General features: G+C 70.6%; 21 protein-coding genes and 1 tRNA gene. 10 read left to right on the top strand and 12 right to left on the bottom strand.

From position 1 onward, the window contains the following. Positions 1 to 110 precede the first annotated feature (110 nt). Complete coding sequence (locus tag BDW27_RS08585; protein ID WP_110048913.1) at positions 111 to 1,544, top strand: WGR domain-containing protein; 1,434 nt, start codon at positions 111 to 113, stop codon at positions 1,542 to 1,544. Between the two features lie 380 nt (positions 1,545 to 1,924). Here the strand turns inward: BDW27_RS08585 and BDW27_RS08580 are convergent, their stop codons facing one another. Further along, a complete protein-coding gene (locus tag BDW27_RS08580; RefSeq protein WP_110048912.1) occupies positions 1,925 to 2,710 on the bottom strand; it encodes a class I SAM-dependent methyltransferase in 786 nt (261 codons plus the stop codon). Positions 2,711 to 2,999: 289 nt separating this feature from the next. Between BDW27_RS08580 and BDW27_RS08575 the strand changes: the two genes are divergently transcribed. The 8 genes from BDW27_RS08575 (at position 3,000) to BDW27_RS08540 (ending at position 13,289) form a co-directional block, all read left to right on the top strand. Beyond that, positions 3,000 to 3,611, top strand: coding sequence for a hypothetical protein (locus BDW27_RS08575; protein ID WP_370446463.1), 612 nt, complete (start codon positions 3,000 to 3,002; stop codon positions 3,609 to 3,611). After that, the gene (locus BDW27_RS08570; protein ID WP_110048911.1) at positions 3,608 to 4,753 is read left to right on the top strand and encodes a PrsW family intramembrane metalloprotease; all 1,146 of its coding nucleotides are present in this window, start codon (positions 3,608 to 3,610) and stop codon (positions 4,751 to 4,753) included. The genes BDW27_RS08575 and BDW27_RS08570 overlap by 4 nt, the downstream gene beginning before the upstream one ends. 114 nt (positions 4,754 to 4,867) lie before the next feature. Beyond that, positions 4,868 to 5,083, top strand: a complete 216-nt coding sequence (locus BDW27_RS08565; protein WP_233515692.1) for a GNAT family N-acetyltransferase — start codon at positions 4,868 to 4,870, stop codon at positions 5,081 to 5,083. Between the two features lie 165 nt (positions 5,084 to 5,248). After that, entirely contained in the window at positions 5,249 to 9,115 is a 3,867-nt protein-coding gene (gene fxsT, locus BDW27_RS08560) for an FxSxx-COOH system tetratricopeptide repeat protein (RefSeq protein ID WP_110048910.1), read from the top strand. A 41-nt stretch (positions 9,116 to 9,156) separates the two neighbouring features. Then, entirely contained in the window at positions 9,157 to 10,233 is a 1,077-nt protein-coding gene (locus BDW27_RS27210) for a TIR domain-containing protein (protein WP_110048909.1), read from the top strand. A 10-nt stretch (positions 10,234 to 10,243) separates the two neighbouring features. Then, positions 10,244 to 11,326 (top strand): hypothetical protein, encoded by a 1,083-nt coding sequence (locus BDW27_RS08550; protein WP_017544636.1) that lies wholly within the window; start codon positions 10,244 to 10,246, stop codon positions 11,324 to 11,326. A gap of 147 nt (positions 11,327 to 11,473) precedes the next feature. Continuing rightward, positions 11,474 to 12,715: a helix-turn-helix transcriptional regulator gene (locus BDW27_RS28070; RefSeq protein WP_110048908.1), complete on the top strand. Its 1,242-nt coding sequence runs from the start codon at positions 11,474 to 11,476 to the stop codon at positions 12,713 to 12,715. Positions 12,716 to 12,788: 73 nt separating this feature from the next. Then, positions 12,789 to 13,289, top strand: a complete 501-nt coding sequence (locus tag BDW27_RS08540) for a hypothetical protein (RefSeq protein WP_233515691.1) — start codon at positions 12,789 to 12,791, stop codon at positions 13,287 to 13,289. 31 nt (positions 13,290 to 13,320) lie between these two features. Here the strand turns inward: BDW27_RS08540 and BDW27_RS08535 are convergent, their stop codons facing one another. The 5 genes from BDW27_RS08535 to BDW27_RS08515 form a co-directional block, all read right to left on the bottom strand. Beyond that, positions 13,321 to 14,442 carry a M20 family metallopeptidase gene (locus tag BDW27_RS08535; RefSeq protein ID WP_110048907.1) on the bottom strand — a complete coding sequence of 374 codons (1,122 nt, stop codon included), beginning with the start codon at positions 14,440 to 14,442 and terminating at the stop codon, positions 13,321 to 13,323. Beyond that, positions 14,432 to 15,100 (bottom strand): DUF1028 domain-containing protein, encoded by a 669-nt coding sequence (locus tag BDW27_RS08530; RefSeq protein ID WP_017544632.1) that lies wholly within the window; start codon positions 15,098 to 15,100, stop codon positions 14,432 to 14,434. The genes BDW27_RS08535 and BDW27_RS08530 overlap by 11 nt, the downstream gene beginning before the upstream one ends. Then, entirely contained in the window at positions 15,097 to 15,519 is a 423-nt protein-coding gene (locus tag BDW27_RS08525) for a RidA family protein (RefSeq protein WP_017544631.1), read from the bottom strand. The genes BDW27_RS08530 and BDW27_RS08525 overlap by 4 nt, the downstream gene beginning before the upstream one ends. Before the next feature lie 8 nt (positions 15,520 to 15,527). Beyond that, positions 15,528 to 16,805 (bottom strand): NAD(P)/FAD-dependent oxidoreductase, encoded by a 1,278-nt coding sequence (locus tag BDW27_RS08520; RefSeq protein WP_110048906.1) that lies wholly within the window; start codon positions 16,803 to 16,805, stop codon positions 15,528 to 15,530. Positions 16,806 to 16,890: 85 nt separating this feature from the next. After that, positions 16,891 to 18,207: an MFS transporter gene (locus tag BDW27_RS08515; protein ID WP_017544629.1), complete on the bottom strand. Its 1,317-nt coding sequence runs from the start codon at positions 18,205 to 18,207 to the stop codon at positions 16,891 to 16,893. A gap of 159 nt (positions 18,208 to 18,366) precedes the next feature. Between BDW27_RS08515 and BDW27_RS08510 the strand changes: the two genes are divergently transcribed. Further along, positions 18,367 to 19,275, top strand: a complete 909-nt coding sequence (locus BDW27_RS08510) for a LysR substrate-binding domain-containing protein (protein WP_017544628.1) — start codon at positions 18,367 to 18,369, stop codon at positions 19,273 to 19,275. A 60-nt stretch (positions 19,276 to 19,335) separates the two neighbouring features. Here the strand turns inward: BDW27_RS08510 and BDW27_RS08505 are convergent, their stop codons facing one another. The 6 genes from BDW27_RS08505 to BDW27_RS08480 all read right to left on the bottom strand — a co-directional run bounded on the left by BDW27_RS08505 (position 19,336) and on the right by BDW27_RS08480 (position 26,633). Beyond that, positions 19,336 to 20,556: a pyroglutamyl peptidase gene (locus BDW27_RS08505; RefSeq protein WP_110048905.1), complete on the bottom strand. Its 1,221-nt coding sequence runs from the start codon at positions 20,554 to 20,556 to the stop codon at positions 19,336 to 19,338. A 131-nt stretch (positions 20,557 to 20,687) separates the two neighbouring features. Beyond that, the gene (locus BDW27_RS08500; protein ID WP_110049080.1) at positions 20,688 to 22,697 is read right to left on the bottom strand and encodes a prolyl oligopeptidase family serine peptidase; all 2,010 of its coding nucleotides are present in this window, start codon (positions 22,695 to 22,697) and stop codon (positions 20,688 to 20,690) included. A 405-nt stretch (positions 22,698 to 23,102) separates the two neighbouring features. After that, the gene (locus BDW27_RS08495) at positions 23,103 to 23,717 is read right to left on the bottom strand and encodes a hypothetical protein (protein ID WP_110048904.1); all 615 of its coding nucleotides are present in this window, start codon (positions 23,715 to 23,717) and stop codon (positions 23,103 to 23,105) included. A gap of 244 nt (positions 23,718 to 23,961) precedes the next feature. Next, a complete protein-coding gene (locus tag BDW27_RS08490) occupies positions 23,962 to 25,173 on the bottom strand; it encodes an MFS transporter (RefSeq protein WP_110048903.1) in 1,212 nt (403 codons plus the stop codon). A 165-nt stretch (positions 25,174 to 25,338) separates the two neighbouring features. Further along, entirely contained in the window at positions 25,339 to 26,079 is a 741-nt protein-coding gene (locus tag BDW27_RS08485; RefSeq protein WP_017544623.1) for a MerR family transcriptional regulator, read from the bottom strand. 480 nt (positions 26,080 to 26,559) lie between these two features. Next, positions 26,560 to 26,633, bottom strand: a tRNA-Pro gene (locus BDW27_RS08480). Positions 26,634 to 26,774: the final 141 nt, after the last annotated feature.

Genomic DNA, 26,774 nt, shown 5'->3' with positions numbered 1-26,774 from the left:
TTCGAACCAGTCGACACGGCCTCCTCCCGGAGGCAGGTACCCCTCCCCACCCCTGCCTGGCACCCGTCTCCCCCGCGTGTGCCCGGAACCCGATCGTCGAAGGGCGTCCCATGACCAGTACCCGCACCTACCTGGAGCTCTCGGAAGAGGGCGGCGGCGCGCACAAGTTCTACGAGGTGACCGTGGACGGCACCGACGTCACCATCCGCTACGGACGGATCGGGGAACCCGGACAGGCGCGCACCGCGAGCCACACCGCCGTCGCCAGGGCCGAGGCGACGGCGGCGAGGAAGGTCGCCGAGAAGAGGCGCAAGGGGTACGAGCCCGCCGTGGCCGGGGTCCGCAAGCGGCGCGCGGTGACCAGGCGGACGATCGTCAGCCAGCGGTCGACCGCCAACCTGGCACCGGTCCTGTGGCGGTTCCGTTCGGGCAGCCCCGCCTTCGGCATCTTCGTCGACGACGAGCGCTGCTGGGTCGGCAACGAGCGCGGGGACGTGTACACCCTGTCCCACCAGGGCACCGTCACCGCCCGTTACGGACTCCCGGACGGCGTCAAGTGCATCGTGGCCGACGACTTCTGGATCTACGCGGGATGCGACGACGGCAAGGTCTACGACCTGGGCGCGAAGATCCCGCACGTGGCGTACGAGATCGCCGAGGACGTGGACATCTTCTGGCTGGACATCCACGACGGCGTGCTCGGTGTCTCCGACGTCGCCGGTCAGATCACCGTGATCGACCACGAGGACGAGTTCCAGTGGTCCCGGCGCAGCGCGGGCAACGCCGCGTGGATGGTCCGCCACGACGAGTCGGGCGTCTACCACGGGCACTCCCGGGGCGTCACCATGTACGACGCGGGCACCGGGAACGAACGCTGGTCGGTGCCGACCAGCGGCGCGGTGCTGTTCGGCTGGCAGGAGGGCGACGAGGTCTTCGCCGCCACGGCCCGCAACTCCGTGGACCGCATCGGCAAGGACGGCGTACACCGTTCCACGTACCGCTGTGACGGGGCGGTCTTCTCCTGCGCGGCCTCCCCGGACGGGCGTTACGTGTTCGCGGGTGACAACCACTCCTCCGTCTACTGCTTCTCCAGGGACGGGCGCCGCCTGTGGAAGCTGGCCACCGGCTGCGGCTCGGCCTACTCGATGCAGTTCCACCAGGACCGGCTGTACATCGTCACCACCGACGGATCTCTGGCCTGCGTCGACGCCTCCGAGGAGGCGATCCTGGCCGCGGAGCGGGGCACGGTCCCGGAGCCGGTCAGCGTCAAGGCCCCTTCCTGGGACGCGGTCACCCCCGCCACCGAGCTGGAGACCGTGCGGAGCAGCGAGCTCACCGACACCGACGGGATCATCGTCGAGTGTGTGGACGAGGGCGGCCGCCTGCGGGTCCGTGTGGTCTCCCACGGCTACGACCCGTCCCTGCGGGTGCAGTTCCCCAAGGACATCCGTCGCGCGGGGGCCCGCTACGTCGTGAACGAGGTGCTGACCTCGGGCAGCGGGGGCTTCTACCGCGTCAGAGGCGACATCCGCCGCCTGAGCTAGCCCCGGGGATTTGCCTGATGCCGCACACTGAGTTCGTCCAGGGTGATTTCGCACGGAACGCCGGTTTCCGCTTGGGCGGGAATTCGGAATGCGAATGACAATTTATCCATAACGCTCCCGGTTAGGGAATCCAGACAGAAGGGGACCCGTTTCACACGGGTTCCCTTGAGAATCAGGCGCATCAGGCTGCCACGCAGATCCGGGGCGGGGCCGCCGACGGGCTCGCCCGCCTTCTCGAAAAGGAGGGGAGGAGAATCGGCGGTCCGGGACCGCACCACACGGCTGACGTCCCCCTGTCGCTCCGGAGGGGTGTCGAAGGCGTTGAGGCAGAGGGAGTTCGTACTCACCCTGCCCAGGAGGCGAGAAGTCGACCCCGTGGGTCACTCCGCCGCGGTGACCCGGATCTTCGACTGTCCGTGCGGGCGCTCCTCCCAGTCCTCCATGAAGCGGGCCCGCAGCCCGTGCTTCTCCGCGAGCTCGACCAGGGTCTGCGTGCGGTAGTAGAAGTCCTCGTGCAGCACGTGGTGCTCGGTGCCCTCGGTGCGGTCGAAGGTGAAGTCGAAGAACCCGCCGGGGGCGAGCACGCGGCCCACGTGGCCCAGGCACTCGTCGATGACCTCGACGGGCGAGTGCGAGAACACGCTGTGGGCGTGGACGACGTCGAAGGAGTCGTCGGGGAGGAAGTCGAAGGTCAGGTCCTGAGTGAGGGTCAGGTGCGGCAGCTTGGGCTGGAGTCCGCGCTCGGCCAGGACCTTCTTGCCCGCGATCAGGATGTCCGGGGAGATGTCGATGCCGTAGTAGCCGCCGGTGTCCAGGTAGTCGATGAAGCGCCACCCGGCCCTCAGGTTGCCGCAACCGATGTCGAGCATCCGGTGGCCGGGCTTGAGGCCGTGCTCGACCAGGTAGTCGAACTGCATCTGTCCCAGGGCGAGCCAGCGCTCCTCGTTGCGACTGCCGACCGCCGCCTTCGGGTCCCGGGCCGCGTCGGAGGCCATCACCGCGCGGTAGTAGGAGACGTGGTCCCGGTGTGTGAGGCGCAGACGCAGGTCACGCGCGGACCGCAGGACGTGGGGCGCTATCCGGCCCGGGTTCCGCAAGGCGTAGCGGATGCGGTGGACCAGGGAGGAACGGTCCGTGGTGAGTTGCTCTGTGCTCTGCTTCGGCATCGGTCGCCCGTGCTCTTCCGTTCGGTCGTCACGCTGAAGGTGGCATCCCATCACGGGGGGACTTGTTTCGCCAAGGGGGTGGCCACGGGACATCGGGGCCACCTTCGGCCACGTCGACCCGGGGTCCCATGACGGGACCGGATCCCGCGGTCTCGTCACCACTCCCAGAGTCGGTGAAATCACCGCAAAATTGCGCCAAGTGTCCCTCTTTTCTCTGTTCGGCACCTTTGTGGGTGTTTCGCTGTCTCCAGGACGCGAACACCGGAACGAGCGCGGAGACGGGGGCGCGATGGTGAACGAGAGCACGGAGCTACGCCACGCCAGGTCACGAGGTCCACGGAGCAACTGGGTCCCGTTGGGGGCCACGGCCGCGGTGGTCGTGTTCCTGACGGGAGGGTGGGCCCTGGTGAACGCGGCGCTGCCCTCCTCCGAGGCGGTGGAACCGGGGCAGGCCGTGACTCTCGGGTCGAGCGAGGGCTACGGGGCGTCGGTGACCTTCGACGAGGGCTGGGAACTCGACACCGGGTCCAGCACCCTGGGCCAGCAGCTCCGCTTCGTCAAGGGACCGGTCAACCTCCACATGAGCGTGGTGGAGCCGTCCGAGCGCGCCGACGCCTCGGAGCTCTGGGACGGCATGCGCGAGACGGTCAGGGTCAGTGACTCCTCGGCCACCCTGGGAGAACCGCAGCCGATCACCTCCGACGGCGGCGCGCAGGGCCTCACCGGGGACCTGCACATCCAGGAGCACACCGGAGTCGCGACAGTGTTCCCCTCTCCGAACGGCGGTTTCGCCGTGGAGACCCAGGCTGTCGGCGCCGACGCCAGCATGGCCGATCTCGCCGACGCCGAACGAACGGTCCAGTCGATCCGGTTCGACCGGGACACGGAAGGGACCTCATGAGCCACGCACGACCCGAACCCGACGTCCCGTCCACCGCGAGTGGGCAGGTCCCCACCCCCCGGCAGTCCGGCCAGGGCCACGAGGGCACCGAACACCTGACCGCCCCGCACGCCGAACCGCACCGAGCCCAGCGCCTTCCGGCGCTGTTCGCCACGTTGGGCCTCGCCCTCCTCTGCCTGGGCGGCTTCGTCTTCACCCTGACCAACTTCTTCGGGGCGATGTGGGTCTTCCCCACCGAAACGTTGGCCGCCGCCGTGGTGCTGGCGGTGGCCGGTGTGTTCGGCTTCTGGGTTCTGCGCCGGATTCGCCCGGTCCGACCTCCGAGCTTCACGTTCTCGCTCCTCGCGGTGCTCTGGGGCCTGACCGGGGCGATCGGTCTGTCCCTGTTCTCCAACACCCAACTGATGTCCGCGTGGTCGCGACTGGGCGGCGTCGAGTTCGGTTCCGCGTGGGGCGCGGCCCTGACCGCACCGCTCAACGAGGAGCTGCTCAAGACCGCCGGGGTGGTGCTGATCGCCGTGATGGCCGCGCGCGTGGTGCGTGGCCCCGTGGACGGTTTCGTCATGGGCGCCCTGGTGGGGTTGGGCTTCCAGCTCGCCGAGGACTTCACCTACGCGCTCAACTCGATCATGATGCAGGGGGCCACGGACGGGGTCGCCTCGGTACTCCAGACGCTGTTCCTGCGGGTCGGTCTCACCGGTCTGGGCTCGCACTGGGCGATGTCGGCGATCGCGGGTACCGCGGTCGGCCTCCTGGCCGCCTCGGCCTGGCGGCCCAGTCCCGGCCGGGCCACCGGCGCCCTGCTCCTGTTCCTGTTGGCGATCGGCGTCCACTGGCTCTTCGACGCTCCGCTGTTGGAGGGCCTCCTCGGCGTACTGTTCAAGACGCTGGTGGTGTTCCTGAGCGCGCTCGCCGTGTACTTCGTGGCACGGCACGCCCATCGACGTCGGGTCCGTGAGTCCCTGGCAGAACAGGGCGAGGAACTGGGCATGCTCCGATCGGCGGCGGTCACCCTCGCCAGTCGGCACGGTCGGCACCGCGAACTGGGCCGGGTGGCGGCTCCGGAGCGGCCCGCCGTCCGTGAAAGGCAGGACCGGATGGTGGCGGCGGCGGAGGAGCGGGCCTCGGAGTACCGGGGCTGAGGAGGTCGGTTCCTGCGGGGGTTCCCGGGGACCCTCAGAAGACCCGAGCACCTCCTGGAATCCACGAGCCCCCGGCGCGGCGCAGACCGCCCCGGGGGCTGCGCCTCGGGAGACGTGCAGTGCGTCCACGTACGCCCCGAATCACGGGACCTCGGTCTCGGCGGCCAGCTGATCCAGGCGGTGCTGGGGCTGGCCCGCGAACTCGGACTGGAACGGGTGAGCGTCCACTCCAGCGACCGGGCGGTCCCCGCCTACGCCCGGCACGGATTCGCCGTCTCACCGGTCCTTCTCCAAGCCGACCTCAGAACCAATGGTAACAACGGCCCCTGAATTCACTGCGGCCGTTTTCCCTCACCACCCAACCCAGGTTTCCCGGGGTTCCTTCCCATGAAAAGTGGGAACATCCTCTCTCCCAAGCCGAAAGCCCGTGCGCACGGGACACACGGGCCGACGGGAAGGTGCGAGAAAAGGAAACTTCCTCCCCCCGGAGCCGCGTTGACCAGCAAAGTAATCGGGGACACGAACTCCGCCGGACAGATCCTCGTGTTCCATTCGCCCCTGTCGGGCAGCAGTTGCACCACATCCCTGGCCAATGTGGCCTGGAACATCGCCAGCACCGGTCGGAGTGTTCTGCTCGTCGACTTCAACCTGCGCTCCCCCGAGCTGCGCGAGTACTTCTCCCCGCTGTTCGGACTCCGCGGCGGACGTCCCCACGGCCTGGTCGACATGATCACCGGTGTCATCGAGGGCTGCCACGACCCGGGGGCCGACCCCGCCGAGGTGTGCGCCCGCGGAGCCGACCTCAGCGACCAGGTCGAACACCTGAGCCGCTGGCCGGTCATCCCCGGCGTACCTGAGGGCGAGATCGGCTACCTGGGTCCGGGCACCCACCACGCCGCCCGGCTCACCCAGCTGGACACCATCCACGGTTCGGGGTTCGCCCGCGGCGACCTGTCCACGCGCTTCCTGCGCGAACTCCGCGCGGCGCTGGCGGACAGCGGATACGACCACGTCCTGGTCGACACAGCCCCCGGCAACGGGCTCCTGGGGCGGCGCATCGCCGCCGTCCTGGCCGACCAGGTCGCCCTCTGCCTGACACTCAACACCACCGCCATCCAGAAGTCGGCCCGCATCGCCGCCGAGCTGCGCGCCGAGGCACCGCACGTTCCGGTCCGGCCGGTCCTGACCCGCGTGGACCTGGAACTCCCCAACCTGGACGAACTCCGGGACCGCGCGTACGAGACGTTCGCGTCCTGGGTCGAGGCCTCCCAGGACGATCCCTGGCAGTACTGGGGTCGCGCCGAGATCCCCTACAAGGCGCGGATCGCCGAGCGCCTCACCCTCGCGGCCTTCCTCGAACGCACGTGGATACCCAGCTCCCTGTTCCACGCCTACGAACGGCTGACCTCCATCCTCACCGGCGACACGGTCCCCCGGGGACGTCACCTCACCCAAGAGCAGAGCGAGCAGGTCAGGCTGGTCTTCGAGCAGATCCGGCACGGGGCCGTCGCCTCGGTGACCCTGCTGGCCGACTCCCGGGACCGTTCGTGGGCGGACTGGGTCCAGCCCCAGCTGGAATGGGTCGGCATCCGGGTGGTGCGGCCCAGGACGGCCCCGGGCGCGCCCCTGCCGGAGACCAGCGGACACGGGATCATCATGGTGCTGGTCTCGGCCCACCTGCACGGGTCGCCCGCCTTCGGGCTCCTGCACCGTCTGCTGGAGACCGCCCCGCAGCAGGGCGGCAACGGAGCCCACCGCGTGCTGGGGGTGACCATCGACGAGGGCGCCCCACCGGACGGCTTCCCGGACGCCGAGTGGATCAACCTGCGCATCCGGGAGGAGGAGGACGCCCGTGGCGCCCTGCTCGCCCGCTTCGACCCGAGGTTCCCGAGTCACCGCTCCCGTGGCCCCGGTCAGGGCCCCAGCTACCCCGGGGCACCCAACCCGGAGCTGATCAGCAACGCCCCCCACGGCAACCAGAACTTCAGCGGCCGGGAGGGGTTCCTGGAGCGGCTGCGCGACCTCCTCGGGCAGGGCATGGAGGACAAACCACCGGTGGTGCTGGTGGGGATGCAGGGCAGCGGGAAGTCGGAGATCGTCCGCGAGTTCGTCCGGCGCTTCCGCAGCGACTACGACCTCATCTGGTGGATCGCCTCGGACCGCCCGGAGAAGGTCGAGTCGTCCCTTGAGGAACTGGCGGCGACCCTGGCCGAACGGTTCCCGGACCACCGCTCCCCCGAGGCCGACCCCGTGTTGGCCGCCCTCCGGTCGGGGCGTCCGCTCAACCGCTGGCTGCTGGTCTACGACAACGCGGGGCCGCCCGGCGGGCTGGACGCGTTGATCCCGCACGACCACGGACACGTCATCATCACCTCCTACCACCGGGAGTGGGAGGCCTACGGCCACCGGCGCTGCCTCCAGGTGGGGCCCTTCACCGAGGGCGAGGTGGTGGAGCTCTTCCGGGACCGCCTCCCGGAGATCGAGGCCGGGACCGCGCTGGCCCTCTCGCGCCGACTCGGCCACCTGCCCGCCCAGCTGCACCGCGCGCTGGAGTGGCTGAGCTCGGGGCAGCGCCTGGACGGGGCCGCCGAGGCTGTCGTGGAGTACACGCGGCTGCTCGACGAACGCGAACCCTCGGTGGTCCGGGGAGCCGGTTCGTTCGAGGAGCGGCTGAGCAGTTCCCTCGCTTTGGACGAACTGGAGCAGTACCACCCGGCGAGTCTGTGCCTGATCCGGCTGGCGGCGCACCTGTCCGCCGACGGGGTCCCCGAGGACCTGCTCCGGTCGCCGCGCGCGGTCAGCGAGTACAGCGGGGCCGACCCCCAGTACCGGACCGGACGGGTCAACTTCAACCACGTCCACTTCCAGCTCACCCGGGTCCTGTTGATGGACTTCGACCGGCAGCTGAAGATGTTCTCGGTGCACCCGGCGGTGCAGGAGGTGGTCCGGGACCGCATCCCCGCCGAGGAGCGCGCCGGGGTCCGCGAGTCCGTGCGCCAGGTGCTGGCCTCCTACGCCCCGCACGACGAGGAGGCGGACGACCCCCGCCACGACCGCCGCTACCAGAACCTGCGCTGGCAGATCGCACCCTCCGAGGCCAACCTGAGCGGGGACGACGAGGTCCGCCGCTGGCTCGTCAACCAGGTGCGCTACCACCACCGCAAGGGCGAGTTCGAGGCGGCGCTGGACCTGGGCACCCCGCTGCTGCGTACCTGGACCGACGCCTTCGGCGAACGCGACCGGCTCCGCCTGCACCTGGCCACCCAGCTGGCCAACGTGCACCGCTCGCGCGGCGAGCACCGTGAGGCGGGACGCCTGAACGCCCGCACCCTCGAACTCCAGCGGGAGGTCCTGGGCGAACGGCACCCGTTCACGCTGCTGACGCGTCGGGGCATGGGCGCGGACCTGCGGGCCCTGGGACGGTTCGGGTCGGCGCTCGAACACGACAAGGAGACCTACGCCGCCTACCTGGCCGGTCGCGGCCCCCACCACCAGCACACCCTCCTGGCCGAGCACAACCTGGCGCTGTCGCTCTCGGCGGCCGGAGACTACGCGGAGGCCCTGACTGTCGGTGAGCGGGCACACCGGGTCACCCGGGAGATCCTCGGCCACCGCCACCCCTACACCTGGATCCTCTCCTCGGCGACCGCGACCTACCGCCGTCGCACGGGCGAGTACGTGATGGCGCACCGGCAGATCCACCAGGCGGCGCAGATGCTGCGCCGCACCATCGGGGAGCTGTCCTCTCACACGCTGCACGCCTGCAAGGAACTGGCGGTGAACGAGCGGCTCGTGGGCGACCCCGAACAGGCGCTGGAGCGGATTCGCCGAACCCACGAACAGCACCGCCGCGAGTACGGCGACGAGCACCCCCGCAGCCTGGCCATGGCCCTGGAACTGGCGGCGTGCCTGGCCGCCGCCCACCGCCACGACCTGGCCCACCGCCAGGCCCGCACGTGTGTCGACGGCTACACGGGGGTGTTCGGGCAGGACCACCCCTTCACCCTGGTGGCCAGGGCCAACCTCGCCGCCTACGCCTGCCGGACCGGGCACGTCCAGGAGGCGGAGGTCCAGGCCAGGCGGGCGCACGAGGGACTGTGCACCGACCCCCAGGTGGGCGCGGGGCACCCCCTCTCCCTGGGCGCGGCGGTGAACCTGGCCAACGCCCTGGTGGCCAAGGGGGAGATCACCGAGGCCGTGGCGCTGGACGTGCGCACCCAGGAGGAGCTCCACCAGGTGTGCGGCACCCAGCACCCGCATTACGAGCTGGCCTACGCCAACTACCTGAACAGCACCGCCCGGCACATGGGCGACTCCGTCAGCGAACGCGGTCACATCGACCTGGAGGTGCCGGAGATCTGAGCGACATCGGTGACGGGGCTGGGCCGACTGGGGGGAGGGCCATGGTGGAGACGACGGGCGTGGAGGCGACCGGCACGGAGGGGGTCGGCGCGGGCGGGACCAGCGCCTTCTTCACGAGCTACGGCGGGCGCAGGGCCGACCGCGAGCACGTGCTGCGCTTCCACGCCGACCTGGAGGGCATGGTCCGTCTGCACACCGACGACCACGCCTTCGGCGCCACCGGGCCCACCCTGGAGCCGGGCGGCGGGTGGCGCTCCGAGCTGCTCCGGCACTGCGCCACCACCCGCACGCTGGTGGTCCTGCTCAGCGAGACCCACCTCAACAGCGCCTGGTGCGCCCGGGAGTGGTGGATCGTCGAGGAGCGGGTCCGCCGGTTCCGCGACGACGGCGCCCCGCCCCACCACATCCTTCCCCTGGTGTGGCAACCGCTCAGCGGGCCACTCCCCCGCGTGGTGCGGGAACGCCAGCGGCTGGACTGGGTGGGCGTGCCGGGTCACGCGGACGCCGGGGTCCTGGAGCTGATGCTCACCGACCCGACCGCGTACCAGGCCCTGTGCTACCGGATCGGGGCCCTAGTCGCCCGCTCCGCGGCCGTCGCCCTGCCGCCCCTGCCCGAGGCCCTCGCCCGTGAGGCGGTCCCCGCCTGGGACGCGGCGGCCCGGAGGGACGGCCGTGACCCGGACGGCCCGGTCCCGGGTTCGGGTTCGGCTCCGGGCTCGGACGGGGCCGCCCCGCCCGAGGAAGTCACCGAGTGCGAACCTGGGGGTCCCGACGCGCGCGGGACCGTCGGTGAGAGGGCCGCCCGGGTCCTGCTCACGGTCCCCGCGCTGGACGACCCCGAGTGCTGGGCGGCGTTCCTGCGCAGGCTCGGAGAACTCCGCCGGGACCGGGCACTCAACCCCCTGTACTGGCCGGTCACCGTACCCGCCCCCGAGCGCCACGCCCGCCTCGTGTCCCACCTGCGCGCCCAGCACCCGGACTCCCACGCCCTCGCCTGGCTCGCCCGCGCCGTGTCCGAGACCGCCGGTGCCGCCGCCGCGGCGGCGGCCCTGCGCGCCCTCCTCCCCCAGGGTCGGCCCTCCACGGAGGACACCCCGACCGACCTCCCCGCACCGTGATGGAGTCCCCGTGAAGCAGGCACCCGTCCCGTCGAAGCGACCGCGGATCGCCGTGGTCGGCAGCGTCGACTCCTCCCGCGAGTACGAACCGCCCCTGAGCGCCACCGACCAGGTGCGCGGCGCCTGCCACGAACTCGGCCGCGAGCTGGCCCTGGCCGGGTACGACCTCGTGGTCTTCGCCGACGACGAGCACTACGTCGAGACCCTGGTCGCGCGCGGGTACGCGGCGGCCTCCGCGCCCGAAGCCCAGATCATCGCCCACCCTCCCCGGCACCAGGACTACGCGCCCGACCTGCCCGAGGGGTCGAGGGTTCGTGTCACCACGATCCGCGACACCGGCGCCGAGTGGGAGGTGCCGTACTACCGGACCCTGTTCGAGGTGGACGGCATCGTCCTGGCCGGGGGCGGACGGTCCACCCGGGTCACCGGGGTGGTGGCGCTGGCCCAGGGCGTCCCCCTGGTCCCGCTGGCCGTGTTCGGTGGCGCGGCCCGGCAGGTGTGGGTGTACCTGGACGGTTCCGGTGAGCACGTGGACCGCGAGGACGTGCGCGCCCTGGGCGAGTCCTGGTCGCCGGGATCGGCCCGGCGCATGACGGAGGTGCTGCGCCGTCAGATGGAGCGGCGGGCCGAACGACGGCGCCGTGAGGAGCGGGCCCGGCGGTGGGGTCGCTGGCGCGAATCGGCCGGGCTGGTCGGCGCGATCCTGCTGTTGCTCGCCGCGCTGGCGTCGATCGTGCTGGCCGGAGGTCCGGGGCCGGCCGACGCGCTCAGTCTCACCCTGTTGTTGGCCGGGCCGATGTGCGCGGCGGTGTCGGGGGCGCTGATCAGGGACTCGTTCGGTCGGACCCCCTCGGCCCTGCGGGCCTGCGCGCGTGGACTGGGCGCGGGCGCGGTGTCGGTCCTGCTGTACGTGGCCGCCCAGCTGCTGACCGTCCCGGAGCTGCTGGTGGAGCTCGATGCCCGGCGCCTGCTGTTCTTCGTGGTGCCGGTGGGGTTCACCGCCGGGTTCACCTTCGACCTCGTCTTCGAACGTCTGCGCAGCCCCGGCGGCCCCCAGGTGGCACCGCCGCCCTCCCTCAGCACACGGAACTGAGCGACGTCACCCCAGTTCGGAGGGGGTCCGACCGGGCCATACACGGTGCGCGGGGTCCGACCGGGGGAAGTGGTCGTCTTCCCGCCGTGGGGCCAGGAGGCGGCTCGTAGCCTGGACTCCGCGTCTCCCCCAGGGAAGGAAACCGCGATGCCCGTGGACGGCACCCCGGACCCGTACGAGGTCGACATCCCCTTCGGTACCCGTCTCAAGCTGAACCGCACCAGACGAGGTCTGACCAGGGAGGTGCTCGGCGGCCTCGTGGGGCGTTCCGCCTCGTGGGTCAAGGCCCTGGAGACCGGACGGCTGGGCACGCCCAGACTCCCGGTCCTCCTGTCCCTGGTGGAGGCGCTGCACCTTCGTGACCTGGCCGAACTCACCGGCAAGCAGTCCGTACCCGTGGCACTGTTCAGCGGTCCGGGGCACACGCTGCTGCCGAGGGTCCGAGCGTCGGTCAACTCCCTCGCGCTGGGCGACGACCGGCCGGTTCCCACGGTGGAGCGGCTGCGCGCCCGGCTGGCGGGGGCCTGGCGGGCGCGGCACTCGGCGCCCAACCACCGCGACGTGGTGGGGCGCCTGCTCCCCGGGCTGTTCGATGACGCCCAGCGGGCGGTGCGCGGCGCCGAGAACGGGACGGACCGGCGTGCGGCGAACTCGGTGCTGTCGGAGGTGTGCTCGCTGGCGCAGTTCTTCATCGCCTACCAGCCCGCGCAGAGCCTTCTGTGGCGGGTGGCCGAACGCGGCATGGTCGCCGCGCAGGAGGCGGAGGACCCGCACGCCCTGGGGGTGGCGGCCTGGCTGCTGGCCCAGGCGCACCGGGACGCGGGCGACTGGGAGGCGGCGGACGCTGTCACTGAGGAGGCCAGCCGCCACCTGGAGCGGCACCTGCCGGACGCCGACCTGGACGTGCTGGCGGTGTGGGGCGCACTGCGGTTCGAGGCCGGGTACACGGCGGCGCGGCGCGGGGAGGCGGGGACGGCGTGGCGGCACTGGGACACCGCCCGGAAGGCGGCCGAGCGGCTGCCCGCGTCCTACTACCACCCGATGACCTCGTTCTCCCGGCCGGTGATCGGCGCCCACGCGGTGACCGTGGCGGTGGAGCTGCGCAGCGGGCACGAGGCGGTCCGCCAGTCCGGACGCGCCCCGGCGGAGGCGATCCCGTCGAGGCCGCGCGGGGCCCGGCACCGGATCGAGCAGGCCCGCGCCCACCGTCTGGCCGGACAGCGGGACGAGGCGCTGCGGGTGCTGGAGGCCGCGCACGCGGCGGCTCCGGAGACGGTCCGTTACAACGCCTTCGCCCGCCACATGGTGTTGGAGGAGCTGGAGTCACGCGATCCCCGGCGCCGCGACGGGGCGGGGGTTCTGGCCGAACGGATCGGCCTGCTGTCCTGAACGGGCGAACGGTCTCGACACTGGGGACACAATCTGTACCCTTCGGATCCCACTGGCCACCTAGAGTGATCACATGTCAGAGCCCCGGGCGACTCGAGGGGACGCCCGGGGTCCGTTCAACAGCGCGGAGGGCGCCGTGACCGACGCCGCCGTCATCGAGGCCGAGAACCGGTCGACCCTGGAGGCATGGGCGAGAGCCATGCACGCGACGGTCGTGCCCGTGGCCGAGAACTGGTGGTCGATCACCTACCAGGCCGAGGCGGGACTGCCCGACGGCACCCGGGTACGCTGCCGCTACCGGTACGTGATCCCGCACCAGGCCGCCCTACGGCGCTGGAAGCGCACGTACGTGGTGGGTCTGGTGCACACCAGCGGCCGCGCGCGCTGCCACCACGTGCGCCAGGTGATCCCGGTGGGCGACACCGAGCCCGAGGAGCGGCACCGCGCGGAGCTGATCGCCTCGGCCCTGGTCGCCACCGAGCGGCAGGACACGTGCGGAGCGAGCGTGGGCAACCTGGAGGTCTACGTGGTGGAGCGGGCCACCCTCTGGAAGCCCGGGGTGGCCCGCTACTGAACGGACCACCCCGGGGGCCGGGCCGTGCGAGCTAGGAGAAGTACTCGTGGGCGGTCCGCGCGAGCAGCGTGGCGCCGTCCTCGATGACCCGGTTGGCGGCCTCGCCCACGCACACGGCGGCGAACTCCGGCTGGTGGTTGCTCACCGGGAAGCAGTCCAGGCCGATGTAGGGGTGGATGGCGGGCACGTGCTGGGAGACGTTGCCCATGTCCGTCGAGGCGCGGTTCATCGTCTGGTGCTCCACCGGAGCGTCGAACCGGCGACCGATCGCCAGGGCGTGGCGCGTGTAGATCTCCAGGGCGCGCTCGTCCGTGCGGAACTCGGAGTAGGGCTGGGACTCGGGCGTGAACTCCAGCTCGGTGTCGGTGGCCAACGCCCCCGCCTCGAAGCACCGCTCCACCCGATCCCTGAGCGGTTCCAGCTCCGCCAGGGTCCGGGCCCGGGTGTACCACCGGCCCTCGGTGACACCGGGGATGGCGTTGGGGGCCTCCCCTCCGACGGTCTGGATTCCGTGCACCCGCGTGTGGGGCGGAAGCTGCTGCCGCAGCAGCCCCAGGGCCACCTGGGCGACCACGAAGGCGTCGTTGGCGTTACGGCCCTCGTGCGGGTAGGCGGCCGCGTGGGCCGTTTGCCCGGTGAAGCGGACGTGGTCGTGGGCGACCGCGTACGGCTCGGCGCGGGGAGCGTCAACCGGTCCCGGGTGGGCCATCAGCGCCAGGTCCAGGCCGTGGAAGGCGCCCGCGTCCAACAGCTCGACCTTGCCCCCGCCGCCCTCCTCGGCCGGGGCTCCGACGACCTCGATCCGCAGGTCGAGACGGTCCGCCCAGGGCCGGAGCGCGATCGCCGCGCCCGCCGACATCGCGGCGATCAGGTTGTGCCCGCACGCGTGGCCCAGGCCGGGCAGGGCGTCGTACTCCACGACCAGGCCCACCCTGCGGCTGCCCGACCCGTAGGAGCCGTGCACCGCAGTCGGGAAGCCGAGGTAGGAGGTGGTCGTCTCGAAACCGAACTCGTCGAGCAGTTCGGCCGTCCACGCCGCCGCGCGGTGTTCCCGCCAGGCGGTCTCCGGATGTGCGTGCAGGATCTCGGAGTAGGCGATCAGCCGCGCGAGCTGATCGGAGACATCGGGCGGGCGGTGCGTCTCAGCGGTCATCGCCGGGCACCCCGTATCCGGGTGAGGCGGCCGGGTCCAGGCCGCGCTGGACGTAGTCGTCGCGCTGGGGCAGCCAGACGTCGAGCAACCCTCGCAGCGCCTCGACGGGTTCGTCCTGCCAGTCCACGCGCAGGTCTGTGTCGCGCCAGCCGTGACCGGACACGGTGGACAACCCCGCCGAGTACACCGGCCCGGCCTCACCCCCCGCCGCCAGTGCGGCCGAGAGCGCCGTGAGCAGGCGTTCCTCCAGCTCTCCCCCGGCCGAGGCGAAGGCCTCGCACATGATCGCGGGGATGTCGGCGCGGGTGAGCATGTTGCCCGCGGCCGCGCAGTGCGGACCGGTGGCCTCGCCGTGCACGCCGAGGGTGAGCCCCCCGCTGAACGTCGCCGCCGCACCCGAGGCGTCCACCACGGTGAGCTGGCGGTAGTTGGAGTTCGGGGCGGCCCCGACGACCTCTTCCAGGGCCGCCTCGGGGCTCGCGCCCGCCTCCAGCCGGTCCAGCAGGGCCGAACCCAGCCGGGGGTCGGTGATGTTCTGCGACGCGACGGCCCCGACGGAGTCCCGCAGGTGGACGACGCGCGCGGCGACCGCCGGCGAGGAGGACACCGCCGCGACGCCGAACCTGCCGTCCTGGTGTGCCGCGATGGAGAAGGTCACTCCCGGCCCCCCGAGATCACGGCGGTGGCGTCGATCTCCACCAGCCACTCCGGCCGGGCCAGCGCCTGGACGACGATCCCGGTGGAGACCGGGTGGACGCCCTTGAGCCAGCGCCCCATCTCCCGGTACACGTCCTCGCGGTAACGCGGGTCGACCAGGTAGACCGTCACCTTGACGATGTCCTGGAGGCCGCTGCCCGCCTCCCGCAGAAGGAGGTCGATGTTGGCCATGGCCTTCTCGGTCTGGGCGCGGACGTCGCCGACGCCGACCGACTCCCGGGTCTCCAGGTCCTGGCCGATCTGGCCGCGCAGGTAGACGACTCCCCCGGCGACGACGGCCTGGCAGAGGTCGTTGTCGATGTTCTGCTCGGGGTAGGTGTCGCGGGTGTTGAACTTGCGGATGCGGGTGTGCGTGGTCATGGGTGCTCTCACCTCTGGACGTGGGACGGGCGCGGGTGGGCGTCGTTGTGTTCCATGTATCCCCTCTGGATGGAGATCTGGTCGGCCACGTAGCTCGCGTCGTGCCAGGCCCCCCAGAGGAAGCTCGATCCCCGGCGCGACTGCCAGGGCAGCCCCACGAAGTAGACGCCGGGCTCGCTGGAGACCCCGCGCTGGTGCCTCGGCCTGCCGTGCTCGTCGCAGGCGTCCGCGGGCAGCCAGCCGTAGTCGGCGGTGAAGCCCGTCGCCCAGACGACGGAGGTGACCCCGGCGGCGGCGAGGTCGAGTTCGAGGACGGGGTCGGTCACCGAGTCCGGGAGGTGTCCCAGGGCCCTGGCCTCGGGCTCCTCGGGGAGATCGAGCCCGTTGCGGGTGACGTAGGCGTCGGCCTCGTCCAACAGCGCCAGGTAGTTGGCGTCGCCGCCGACGACGTTGTCCCGCAGGTCGGAGGCGAAGCGCACGGTCCCGCCCGCGTAGGTCTCGGTCCGGCCCACCAGTGTGACGCCCCGCTCGGCCAGCCCCCGGAAGTCCACGGTGTGGCCGCCGTGGGCACCGCTGACCGCGATCGTCACGTGCTCGGCGCCCTGGGGCGGGGTCGAGGCCTCCCACTTGCCGAGCACGCCCAGCCACCAGACGAAGTCGTGTCCCCGGTACCGGCGCGGAGGACGGTCGTGCGGGCCGACGGACAGGTACACCGGACGGCCGGAGGCGCGGAGTTCGTCGGCGATCTGCACGCCCGACGACCCGGACCCGACCACGAGGACGCCGCCCTCGGGCAGCTGCGCCGGGTTGCGGTAACCGCTGGAGTGGATCTGGACCGGCCCCTCCCCCTCCGGGATGATCGGCGGGATCACCGGACGCTGGAACGGTCCGGTGGCGGCCACGACGTAACGTGCGTCGTAGACGCCGTCCGAGGTCTCCACGCGAAAGCCCCTGCGGCCGTCGTGCCTGCGTACGGAGGTCACCTCGACCCCGCAGCGCAGCGGAGCGTCGATCCTCTCCGCGTAGGCGGCCAGGTAGTCGGCCACCTGTTCCTTCGTGGCGAAGTCCTCGGGACCCAGGCCGTCGAACTCCATCCCGGGGAACCGGTCGTGCCAGACGGGCCCGTTGGTGACCAGGGAGTCCCACCGCTCCGAACGCCAGCGCTCGGCGACGCGGTGCCGTTCGAGGACGACGTGCGGAACACGGCGGCCGCGCAGGTGCTCGCTCGTCGCGATCCCGGCCTGCCCCCCTCCGACGACGACGACTTCGATCTCCTCAACGGACATACTGCTCTCCACTCCCATGGACGGTTGCGAGGTACTGGTGGGGGCTCGACGGCGCGAGCCCCCGGGCACGGGGCCGGTCGGCGGGTCAGACCCGCGCGCGGTCGCTCTCGTGCAGAAGGTCGGATCCCCTGGTCTCGGGCATGGTCCGCAGGGTGACGGCACCGATGACGCCGATCACGATCATCGTGAAACCCGGGACCATGGAGCTTCCGGTCACCGAGATCAGCCAGGTCATCAGGTACGGCAGGGTGCCCGCGAAGAAGGCACCGGCGACGCTGTAGGCCATGGAGAGGCCGCTCTGGCGGGTACGCGTGGGGAAGAGCTCCGCCACCGTCGACGCGTGCGTGCCCAGGATGACGGCGAGGATCACCGCGAGTCCGAAGGTGGCGAGGAAGGCCGCCCACGACGTGTTCGCCTGCATGAGCAGGAAGAGGGGCACGGAGCCGACGATCATCGCGCCGGCGGCGGTGTACAGCACCGGCTTGCGGCCCACCCGGTCGGAGATCATGCCCGACAGCGGGATCACACCCATGGCCACCACCGAGGCGGCGGCGGAGAGCAGGGCGGCCCGGTCCGCGGGCACCCCCACGATCTCCTCCTGGTAGGTGATCAGGTACACGAGGACGATGTAGAAGGTCGAGTTCATGAACGTCTCGATGCCCACCGTCTGGAGGAACTGCTTGCCGTTGGAGCGGAACACCTCCACGACCGGCTGGCTGGGGACGTTGTTCATGTCCTCCAGCGCGCGGTACTCGGGCGTGTCCTCGATCTTCAGGCGGATGTAGAGGCCGACCGCCGCCATGGGCACCGTCAGCAGGAAGGGGATCCGCCAGGCCCAGTCGAGGACGACCTCGGCCGGGAAGGCCGCGTGGAGCGCCCACACCGCGAACGACGCGCACAGGAACCCGGCGACCGAGCCGAACTCGATCCACGAGCACCCGAAGCCCCGCCGCTTGGGCGGCGAGAACTCCGCGAGGAAGGCGGCGGCGCTGCCGAACTCCCCGCCCGCCGCGAGCCCCTGGATCACGCGGGCGACCACGAGCAGGATCGGCGCGAGGATGCCGACGGAGTCGTAGGTGGGCAGCAGCCCGAGCATGAGCGTGCCCGCCGCCATCGAGATGATGACGATGGACAGGGTGGTCTTGCGTCCGAACCGGTCTCCGAGGTGTCCGAACAGCACGGAGCCGAGCGGTCGTACGAAGAACGCCACGGCGAAGACCGCGAACACCGAGAGCAGTCCGGTGGTGCCGTCCTGCTCGGGGAAGAAGACCTTTGCCATGGTGGTGGCCAGGTACGCGTAGACGGCCCAGTCGAACCAGTGGACGAAGACGCCCACCGCTCCGGCGAACACGCTGCGGCGCAGGTCCTTCCGGTCCACTGAATCCGGGGTCGCACCGGTCATCTCGCCTCCTGGGGACTCGTTACTCAAGGCACGGACGGGCCCGGGGGACGCCCTGCCTGTGGCCTGGGTCACGAGTATCGGGGTGCGAAGTACGATCTGTACAACACATAGATCTGAACTTGCCCATCGGAAAAACTGATAACCGAGAGTGGGGCGGGCATGGCGGACGTGAGCCTGCGTCAACTGGAGTACCTGACGACCGTCGCGAGGCACGGTTCGGTGACCGCCGCCGCGCGCGAGCTGTTCGTGTCGCAGTCGGCGGTCTCGACCGCCCTGGTCGAGCTGGAGTCGGCCCTCGGCATCACCCTGTTCGTGCGCTCACAGAAGGGGATGCGGCTCACCACGTCCGGCCAGCGCGCGATCGCGGCCGCCGACAACGTGCTGGCCAGCCTCGCCCAGTTCAGGGAGTCGGCGCGCCAGGAACGGGAGCAGATCGAGGGCACACTCACCATCGGCTGCTACGCCACGATCGCGCCGATACTGCTGCCGAGGGTGATCGCCGAGTTCTCCCGCCGTCACCCCAGCGTCCAGCTCTCCTTCGTCGAGGCCGCGCACGAGAGGCTCCTGGAGGACCTGCTGAACACGCGGATCGACCTGGCGATCACCTACGACTACAAGCTGGCCTCGGTGCGCACCACGAGCGGGGTGACCGCGCTGCCGCTGCGGTCCGATCCCCCGTACGTCCTCGCCCCCGTGGGCGGGGCGGTGAGCGCCAAGGAGCGGCCGAGCCTGGCCGACCTGGCCGTCGAACCGCTGATCCTGTTCGACCTGCCGCCCGGCGGCGAGTACTTCCTCGGCCTGTTCACCCGGGCCGGGCTGACCCCCAACGTACGCTTCCGGACGACCAGCTTCGAGATGGTCCGCGCCCTGGTCGCGCGCGGCCTGGGCAACGCGCTGCTGACCCAGCGCACCGTGCTGGAACGCAGCTACGAGGACCTGCCGTACGCGACCCGGGAGCTGGACGTCGAGCCCGAGGGGCTGGGCATCGAGATCGTCCAGCTGACCGACCGTGCGCCGGTCCGGCGGACCCAGGCCTTCATCGAGGTCTGCCGGGAGGTCGTGGTCTGAGCCGAACGGGGGGCGCCCGTCCGGGCCTGCGCACACGGGCGGGCCCGGACGGGCGATTCGCTAGCGGATCGAGGCCGCGACGATGTCCTCGACCTGGCGGACGATCGCCTCGCGCTCCTCTTCGAAGGCCGGATCGGAGATGTTCCCGCCGAGGCCGAGGTTCAGCACCGGAGTGTGGATGTGACCTGCGGGGACGTCCCCTTCGGTGGCGTCGCGCAGCAGGGTGTTGCGGTACGCGATCTCGTTGGAGAGGTAGTTCCCTCCGCCGCCGGACCGCGCCTCGGAACCGGGGGTGGGGCCGTCAGGGCGCACCACGGGCGCGGTCCCGCCCGCCGGGATCTCGGTCACCTCGGTGTTGTCGAACACGGGGAAGGGAGCCCCGGTGGTCTCCTCGACGATGGCGGGGCGGTCCAGGGAGGAGTCCGACCACTGGGGCTGGGGGGAGACGGTGGGAACGCCCTCGGGAACGGGGATGATCTCGGGCGTACCGAGCACCTCGTTGTCCTGGAAGCCACCGCGCCAGGCACCGTTGTGCGCCTCGAGGTCGAACCTCCCCGGCGAACCCTGGCTGACCGTGATGACCGCGTCGGCCGGCTGGTCACCGGTGTAGTAGGGCAGGAGGGACTGCTCGACCATGCCGTCGGTGAAGTCCCTCCAGCGCACCGGGTAGAGCATCGCCTTGACCACCGCGACGCCGTCGGCTGTCTCCAGCACCGCTCCGTCGAGGGCCAGGGCCGCGGCGCCGGAGGGGTTGGCCTGGCGGATGTCGTCGTCGAGGAGGAACGGGTCGAACCCGGTGACGACCACGTGGCTGACGTCGGCTTCCCCGGGGGCCTCCGCGAAGTCCTCTCCGTCCTGGCCCCGGGAGCGTCGTTCCAGATCGGCCACGAGTTCGGCGCGCTCGGCCCCGCTCAGCGCGAACCCGGGCTCCCAGCGGTTGAGCGCGGAGGTCATGGCGAGCCGCGCCCAGTAGAGCGGCCGGTCATCCTCGGCGCTCAGGTCCCCCTCGACCTCCCCGGGGGCCTGGACGCGCTCCACCGCGTCCCTCCAGAGCGCTTCCCCGTGTCCTTGGACGACCGCACCGGCACCGTCCAGGTCGGACGCCGCGCACAGTTCCTCTTCGAAGCGGTCCACGGCGGCGTCGAACCCGGACCCGCGCAGGATCTCCTGCGGGACCTCCTGCTCGACCCGCGCCTCCTCGACCGTCGCGCCCTCCTCACCCAGGCAGCCGTCCGCCGGCTCGGCGTGCGCGGGAGCCACGAGCGCCAGGGCGGGGGCCATGACGAGTGCCGACGCTGCGACACGGGAACCGGTCCGCCATGGACGCGCGCTCCCGTTTCCTACGGTTGATCTGTCCGACAAGCTGTCCCGTCCTCTCAGTTGTTCGCCTCACTGACGTGACCGTGGAACCATCACCACGGCAGGATCTCGGGGATCGGGTCACCGCCCCGGAGGTGCTGGTCGCAGAAGGCCAGCACGGTCTCGTTCCACACGCGGCCGTTGGAGGGCGTGAGCACCCAGTGGTTCTCGCCGGTCAGCTGGAGGAACCGGTGCGGCATGGTCTCCGGCGGGCCGTCCCAGCCCGAGACCAGGTCCCACCACATCCGCAGCGCCTCGCTGATCGGCACCCGGTAGTCCCGGTTGCCGTGGGTGATCAGCACCGGCGTGACCACACGCGACGCGCCCTGGTGCGGGGAGTTGTCCCGGTACCACTCGGGCTGCTGGTCCTCGCGGCCGTGCACGCGCATCTTCTTCGCGGCGGCGTCGGTGGTGCGGTGCTGTTGCCCCATCGCCCACGAACCAGCGTGGGTGACGACCGCCGAGAAGCGGTCGGTCCGACCGGCGATCCAGCTGACCATGAAGCCTCCGAAGGAGGCACCGAGCAGCGCCGTGCGCGAACCGTCCAGTTCGGGGCGCTCCAGCTCCTGGTCGAGCAGAGCCTCGCACTCCCCGTAGACGACGTCCGGCAGCCTGGGCCAGCCGCGGTTCAACCCCGCGTGCCCGTAGCCGCTGGACATGGCGAAGTCGGGCATCAGCACGGCGTAGCCCCGGGCGACGGCCAGCCACGGGCACCACCGCCAGGACCACGCGTTGAAGGATCCGTGGGGACCGCCGTGGATCCACAGCATCACCGGCGCCGGGTCGGTCTGGGAGGCGCCGTCAGGCAGGCACAGCCATCCGCCGACCCGTACGCCGTCGACGTCGGTCCACACCCGTTCCAGGGTGCCGGGCAGGGCGTCCACCGAACCCGGTGCGGGGAGTTCGGTCCGCTCACCGTCGGGCGCCAGCCGTACCGGACGCGCGGGGGTGGCGACGTCGGAACGCAGCGCGAACAGGGAGCCGTCCGGCGCGGGAGCCAGCGAGGTGAACACACCGGCGTCCGCCAGGGTGCGCGCCTCGCCGGTGCTCGGGTCGACGGCGAGCACGGCGCCGGAGGAGTGCAGATCGCCGGTGACCAGGAGGGTGCCGTCGTAGCTCCAGACGTACCCCCTGATCGTGAGGTCTCCGACGTCGACCCTGACCGGCTCACCACCCGTCAGCGGGTGGATCTCCAGGAAGTCGTAACCGGTGTCGGTGGGGGTGGAGATCGTGATGCGCGTGACCGCCACGTGGGCCCCGTCGCGCGAGAACACCGGGGAGCCGTACTCCTGGTGCTCGTCAGCGGCCAGCAGGGTGGATCGTTCGCGGCTGTCGGTGTCGATGAGGACGACACCGGTCCGGGTCTGCCCGCCCTCGACCCGTTCGGTCCAGGTCGTCGCGACGGTTCGGCCGTCCGGGGACAGGTCGGCCGACGCATCCGAGAGCGCCAGGGTGTCGACGCCGTCGGTCAGGTCGCTGATCCCGCCGTCAGGGGAGATGAGCACCAGGCGTGGGCTGACGTCGCCGAGTTCGTGGTCCCAACGGCGGATCGGCATGCCGGTGTGCCAGATGGTGCTCCGCTTGGCGGCCCTCCTGGCCTTGCGACGGTCCGCGTCATCCTCCAGGGTGGATCCGGCCAGGACGCTCGTCTTCGCGAGGATCGAGCCGTCCTTCGCGACACCGGAGACGCTCAGGCCCGCGGGGGTCCGGGCGACGAGGGCCGCCTCCCCGTGTTCGGGCAGGCGCCAGACGGCCGCAGTGCCCCCAGCCGAGTCGTCGTCCGGGTCGGGGCGCCGGGAGGTGAACAGCAGCGAACCGTCGGGGGTGAGCCGCGGTGCGTCCTCGCCGTCCGTGGAGAAGGTCAGTCTCCGGGCCGGGGTCAGGCCCTCCGGGTCGAGCGCCCACAGGGCCGACCTGCGTTGGGATCCGTGTTCGTCGACTTCGTCGATCGAGGCCACCACCCGCCCGTCGGGCCCGGCTGCCACGGCGGAGATCCTGGGAATCCGCGTGAAGGCGTCGATGTCGGCGAAGTCGGAGAACGAGGCAGATATCGGTGAAGGCACCGGCACACGGTATCGCGTGCGGAGAACGGGCCATAGAGCGGGACAGCGTCCGCTTCACGGCTCACCCGCCAGCAGCCGCACCCGCGCTTCGCCTTCGAGTACGTGCGGTGGCCCCCCGGACTGGTGGCGGTTCGCCGGGGATCCGTGGGCCGATGACGGGCGCCGGGGAGTCCACTGTGGCTGTGCGTCACGGCCCCCGGAGCGGTCGGCCTCGGAACACGAAGAAGGGCGTTCACCTGAGTGAACGCCCTTGGTTTGTCGGGACGGCGGGATGTGAACCCACGACCCCTTGACCCCCAGTCAAACTGAAGCGAGCCATGGGGAGTCGGGGAAGGTCGCTGAACCACACGGATCACCTGGCCAGAACGCACGTTCAGGCCACCAGAGGAACTTGCTCAGAAAACCTCAGTGCAGGAAGTTGTACGTGAATGCCTCGATCAACGCGATGCCGATGAGCACCACGACGATGAGGGGGTAGAGACGGATGTTGTCTCTGATGCCCGCCCGGTACCCGGCCCAAGCCGACGGAAGTTCGCGCCGCCGGTAGCCGAAGGTCGACTGCCAGAGGATGACGGACCCCAGCATCGCCAGGACATAGGCCTGGAACTCGATCAAGAGCACAGGCGAACTGATGATGACCATCATCGCCTCTTCAGACGATGTCGGAGAGAACGGCATGCCGATGAAAACGGCACGTCCTAGCGTCGCGACCACACCGAAGAAGGGGATGCCGAGCGAGGGCAGAGTCGTCGTCAACAGGGCGGCGAACAGGAGGTTCGCAAGGAACGTCAACAGCGTTGCCTTCACGATGCTGCCGCTGGCATAAGCGTCGACGACGATGGAGGAACCCGGCGCTTCGAGGAACGCTTCCACGTTGTTGAGCCCCAACTCGTACATCCCGGGGATGAGCGGGGTCACGATCATCGTCACGACGAGGGTGCCGTAGACGACGAGGTTGAGTAGGAGGTAGGTCCTCCAGTTCTCGCGCAGCACGGTTCGGAAGTTTTCGAAGATTCGCATGGTTGTGTTTCCTTTCTTATGGTTGGCGTGGAATCGGTGAACGGGGGTTTGATCGTGATGGCGTTGTCGACCGGTCACCCCTGCTTCTCACCGTCATCGCGGACCCTGGCAAGGCAGAACCTGTGCCAGAGAGGCAAGAGCGCTCACCACCGGAAGTGTTTGCCGCCCGAGCACGCCTTCCCGCGGTAGAGAGCCTGGGAAATCCCTCGCCGCAGGCGATGAGCCCCACGGAGACTGAGGTTCATCAGGCCTCGTGCTGTCCCAAGCGGCGAAGGCGTGGGGTGAGCAGCGCGCCGATGGCCGCGAGGATCCACAGTGCCGCGAGAGCGGTCGTCGCGAGGTGCAGACCGCTGACCTCGATGAGCACGGCGGCGACACCGATGCCCGCTGCGGGGACCAGAGTCATGATGGCGTTCTGCGCGCCCAGCACCGTGCCGCGTTGGGAGTCGTCGACGTTCTCGATGAACGCGAGTCCGATCACGGCGTTCATGGAGCCGCCGCCGACGCCGACGATCGCCGCCCCGGCGAAGATCGACCAGACAGGGCCGAGGACGCCGATGATGGAGAAGCCCATCGCGACGAGGACGAGACCGGTGGTGAACCAAACGCGGTGCGGGATGCGGTGGCCGAGAACCGCGAAGCATCCGCCGCCGATCAACAGGCCCGCGGCAAGTGCGCTGAGCACGAATCCGACGAACTGGGGCTCGTCTTGGAACGCGAAGTGGACCGGGATCACCATGCCCTGCGTCGCGGCCAGCACGATGGCCAGGGCCATGCCCAGCAGGACCAGTCCGCGCAGCAGCGGGGACCGGACGATGACCCCCAGGCCGTGGAACACCGATCTCGCGGGCGGTGTTGTGGAAGCCTCCGTGTGGTCAGGGGCGAGCACAGTCGCACTCTTGGGGATGAGGAGCGTGAGTAGGGCCGCCGTCGTCGCCAGACCGGAGGTGATCCATAGCACTGTGACCGGCGCGAAAGCGGCGACCAGGATCCCTGCGATGGCCGGGCCGAGCAGCAGCGACACCCCGGCCAGAGACTCCCGTAGTCCGATGAGCCGTGAGGAGTCCATTGCGGCGGCCCTGGCGATCGCCGGCAGCATCGCCTCCCGTGCGGTGAGGCCCGGCACGTCCCCGAACGAGTTCAGAACGGCCACGGCGAGGAACCAGCCCAGGCTCAACCCGATCGTGAGATCAACGATCGGCAGGACCAGCAGCGCCGCCGCCGAGATGACGTCGGAGAGAACGGCGGCAGTGCGTCGGTTGATCCGATCGACGAGCGACCCCATGAGCAGCCCCGCCAGGGCCGCGGGCACCGCAGCGGCGATCGCCACGACGCCGGCGCTCAAGGGGCTCCCGGTGGTGAATAGCACCACCAGGGGCAGAGCGATCGCGGTGATCGAGTTGCCCAGCAACGAGGTACCGAACGAGGTCAGGTAGAAGACGACGGTCCGTTTCATGCGACAAGCACAAACTATGACGTCGCGTCGCAGTCAAGCCCGCTCCAGCGCCGCTCGCAGCGAAGCCTCAGAGCGCGCTTGGACAGGTCGGGGGCCTCACCTGACTGGACACCTGGGTCGTGCCTGGTTGAGGGGTGAGGGGCGGCCCTGCGTCGCAGGGCTGCTTCAGGTCTGGTCGTGGGGAGTCAGTTGCTGCTGGACCCGGCGCAGGACGCGGTGTTGCACGGGCTTGAGCATCCGCTCGTTGTGTTGGTCCACGAGCTCTGAGCCCTGTGGGTCGACCAGGGCGAACTGGTCGGCCAGTCGCGCCGCTATCGGTTCCAGGTAGGCCACCAGCTCCTCGATCAACGTGGCGACCTCCTCCTCCGGAGTATCGGCTTCCAGGGTGTAGAAGCGTGCCATCAGAGGTGTGGAGGCGAACGACCCCCTGTCCGCCTCCTCTTGCAGGGAGGCGACTCCCTCTGGACTGACCTTGCCGAGCAGGTGTCCGACCAGGATCAGCTGTTCGTGCTCGTGGCGGGCCATGCCCGGAGGTATCTCCCTTGGGCTGGAACGCAACGCCGAGAGCTCCGGAGGCAAGTCGGGAGGGGCGCCGCTGTGACGCAGTGCGTCGATGCTGGCCCGGCGGGCGGTGAGCCGTTCGATCTCGGCGGTCGCCTGCCGGTCGAGTTCGTCGAGCAGTTCCTCCGCGGCTTGCGCATCGTCCAGCACCTCGGGGAGCACCGACAACGGCACTCCGAGCGCGGTCATTCTCGTGATCCGCAGGAGTCGGACGAGGTGGCCAACGTGGTAGCGCCGGTACCCGCTGGCTGAGCGCGGTGGTTCGGGCAGCAGTCCGATCTGATGGTAGTGGCGCAACGTGCGCTTGGTGACCCCGGTCAGTTCGGCCAGTTCGCTGCTGAGCATCGGACAGCTCCTTTGGGTCCACGTCGCGCAGAACGCGCGAAGCGAGCGCGGTCACCAGGACGAGAAACCATAACTGTGTCCGCCCTCGTAGGGCTGTTGAGGAGGACCGTAAACCGTACCGCGACGGTATTCACAACCCCGGGTCCGGGGACGAGCGCTATCGAATACTCGTTCTTTGCCGGTGATTGAGGAACAAGCGATCAGGATCCGGCGCTACGTCGGCCAGGGCAGCTGGACAGGTGAGCTCATATCGAGGAGATCCCCCGCTGGTCGGCCACAACGGTACCGACACCACCGAACGTGTCTGCCGCCGCCAACTGCGGCCGGTACGACGATGCGCGGCAAACGCGAGGAACGAAATCCTGCACGACGTGGGATGACCCCCCACACGGCCCCGGTTCTGCCCCACTTTTACCCCACCTGAGACGCAGAAAGGGGCCCACCAGATGGTGGACCCCTCCATGACCTGCAACTTCTCTGTCGGGACGGCGGGATTTGAACCCACGACCCCTTGACCCCCAGTCAAGTGCGCTACCAAACTGCGCTACGTCCCGGCCGCTGAGCGGCGGCGTCTCCGCCCCGCCAACAGGTGAAACTTTACCGCATTCAGCAGGGCACTCGAACCAGTCCGACCCCCGATCGGGGCCTCGGGCGAGAGCCGTCGGGGAACTCGAGCACCGGGGCCACCGGGGTTC

It is taken from the genome of Nocardiopsis sp. L17-MgMaSL7 (genome assembly GCF_003182025.1).
GTDB lineage: Bacteria > Actinomycetota > Actinomycetes > Streptosporangiales > Streptosporangiaceae > Nocardiopsis > Nocardiopsis prasina.
This window is presented reverse-complemented; position numbering and strand designations above follow the sequence as displayed.